General features: G+C 36.0%; 2 protein-coding genes and 1 pseudogene. All 3 read left to right on the forward strand.

Annotation, left to right across the window (positions count from 1 at the left end; translation table 11 throughout):
• Positions 1–282: hypothetical protein (locus ACESK1_RS11210; protein ID WP_372920268.1), on the forward strand; the 282-nt coding region annotated here is incomplete at its 5' end.
• A gap of 128 nt (positions 283–410) precedes the next feature.
• Complete coding sequence (locus ACESK1_RS11215; protein WP_372920269.1) at positions 411–1,049, forward strand: class I SAM-dependent methyltransferase; 639 nt, start codon at positions 411–413, stop codon at positions 1,047–1,049.
• Positions 1,050–1,442: 393 nt separating this feature from the next.
• Positions 1,443–2,617 (forward strand): annotated as a pseudogene (locus ACESK1_RS11220) (pyruvate dehydrogenase (acetyl-transferring), homodimeric type); the annotation flags it as partial.

Consider the following 2,617-nt stretch of genomic DNA (forward strand, 5'->3'; position numbering starts at 1 on the left):
ATTCTTGATACAGCCGAAGAATTATCGTTTCTGGCTATTGAATGTGAATTGTTAGGAAACGAAAAGTTGGGGGAGGTTTTTTTTCAAATATACAGGGAAATAACTGAAGATGAAGTTCCGGATTCTCTAATCAATTTTTATAAAAGTATACAAGCAAGTCAAAGAACACGTTTTGCCATTTGGCATATTAAAGAAGAACGTTATAAAAACGAGCCAAAATGGAAAAAACGAGCTCAAAAATTTCTTGATCTGGCACAAAAATATGCTGAACGTCTTAATTAAAACTTCCTGTTCGATGCCAGGGCAAAAAGTAAATGCTTTGAATTGATAAAAATCATTTATTAAAAAAGCAGGACTTCATATCTTTAATTAGAATGTTAGAGGAAATAATAACTTTAAATTTTAAAATAATGGCGAATACAGAAGCTTTTGAAACAAATGTAGCAGAATACGAGGCCTGGTTTGATCGATTTCCAGCGGTATTCGAATCTGAAATTATTGCTATTAGAAGACATTTTCAGGAATTACCGGAAAATATTTTGGGGATTGAAGTAGGAATGGGATCTGGCAGGTATGCCAAAGCATTAGGAATTAAAGAAGGGGTGGAACCGGCCACTAGCCTGCGTAAACTAGCCACAGAAAAAGGTTTGGAAGTGGTAAAAGCTACGGCCGAACATTTGCCTTACAAAGATTTACATTTTGATTTTGTTCTATTTGTCACCATTTGCCACCTGGAAAGTTTTCCCAAGGCCCTAAAAGAAGCAAACCGGGTTTTAAAAAGAGACGGACATGTAATTATTGCATTTATCGATAAAGGAAGTAATGTTGGAAAAATGTATGAGGAGAAGAAAGGAAAAAGCACTTTTTATAAAAATGCACGATTTTATCTAACATCGGAAGTTGAAAAGTTATTAAAAACCTCCGGGTTTAAAAATCCCGTGTTTTCACAAACCCTCTTTGATGATTTAGAAAACATTAAAAAACCCGAAGAACCTAAAGAAGGAACAGGAGAAGGTTCTTTCGTGGTGGTTAGAGCAACAAAAAAATAGATTTCAGGAGTTTAACTTCTATATCATTAATATCTATTAGGAGATTTGAAGGAAGCTGTCTCATTATAGTACAGTCTTTAACTGGTTTCGGGTGGATCTTTTGATATTCCATTTAAGGAAAAAATAGCTTTTAGTTGTTACTAACATCCTGATAAAACCTTATGCTAATCAATTGATATCAGGCTTGTTATTTTTTAAATTACAAGTGGCATCAATCTGAAATACCAAAAATTTAGCTAAAGGCTAAACGACTTTCGTTTACTGCTGCTAAGTAAAATTAATTGGACCTAAATACTTAAAGAAGCATAATTTTTTCTGTATTTATCTTCCTTTTTTTTATTGCTGTACCAAGACCTAAAAAACCTCCTATTTTGAATTTAATAACCGCAACTCATGACCAATAAAAAAAAAGACAGCACCCATAAGGAAAATCAGGAGTGGATAGATTCGCTTACGTGGATTATTGAGAATAAATCTACTAAGAGGGCGGAAGAGCTACTTCATATTTTACAGGAAGAAGCTAAAAAACATAATATTGCACTACCTGAATCCCTTAATACTCCATACCAAAACACTATTTCAAAAGATATGGAGGAAGAATATCCCGGTGATTTAGAACTTGAAGAAAAAATCCTGTCATATATAAGGTGGAATGCCATGGCTATGGTGGTGAAAGCTAATAAGTCAGACCCTGGGATTGGAGGTCATATTTCTACATATGCTTCAATTGCCCAACTATGGGAAGTAGGTTTTCATCATTTCTTTAAAATTGATGAAAATGAGGTGGCAGATCAGGTTTATTTCCAGGGCCACGCCTCACCAGGTATTTACGCCAGGGCCTATTTAGAGGGACGCCTGACTAAAAAAAACCTGGAAGAATTTCGGCACGAAATACAATCGGAAAAAGGTCTCAGTTCTTACCCTCACCCACATTTAATGTCTGAGTTTTGGAGTAATCCCACGGTTTCTATGGGTTTAGGTACTATCCAGGCTATTTATCGGGCACGCTTTAATAAATATCTTTATAATCGCGGACTTATAGACGAAGATACCAGTAAAGTATGGGCGTTTATAGGAGATGGAGAGATGGACGAGGTTGAATCCCGTGGAGCAATTAATATCGCTTCCAGGGATAACCTGGACAACCTGATTTTTGTGATAGATTGCAATTTACAGCGATTGGATGGCCCTGTTCGGGGTAATGCAAAGATTATTCAGGAATTGGAAGGATTTTTTAAAGGAGCCGGATGGAATGTAATTAAATTGCTTTGGGGTAAAGAATGGGATCAGCTTATTGAAAAGGATAGTAGCGGAAAACTCCTTAAGAAATTAAATGAGCTTCCCGATGGCCAGCTTCAAAAATACGCCTTTAGCGATGGGGAATTTCTCCGAAAGGATTTATTCGAAAGCGATGAAGATCTAAAAAAGCTGGTGGAAGACTTTTCAGATGAAGAGCTGAAAAATTTTAAACGCGGGGGACATGATTCAGAAAAAATTTACAACGCTTATAAGGTTGCATTAGAAACCAAAGAAAAGCCTACCATAATTCTGGCCCAAACAATTAAAGG

It is taken from the genome of Salegentibacter sp. (assembly GCF_041642575.1).
GTDB lineage: Bacteria > Bacteroidota > Bacteroidia > Flavobacteriales > Flavobacteriaceae > Salegentibacter.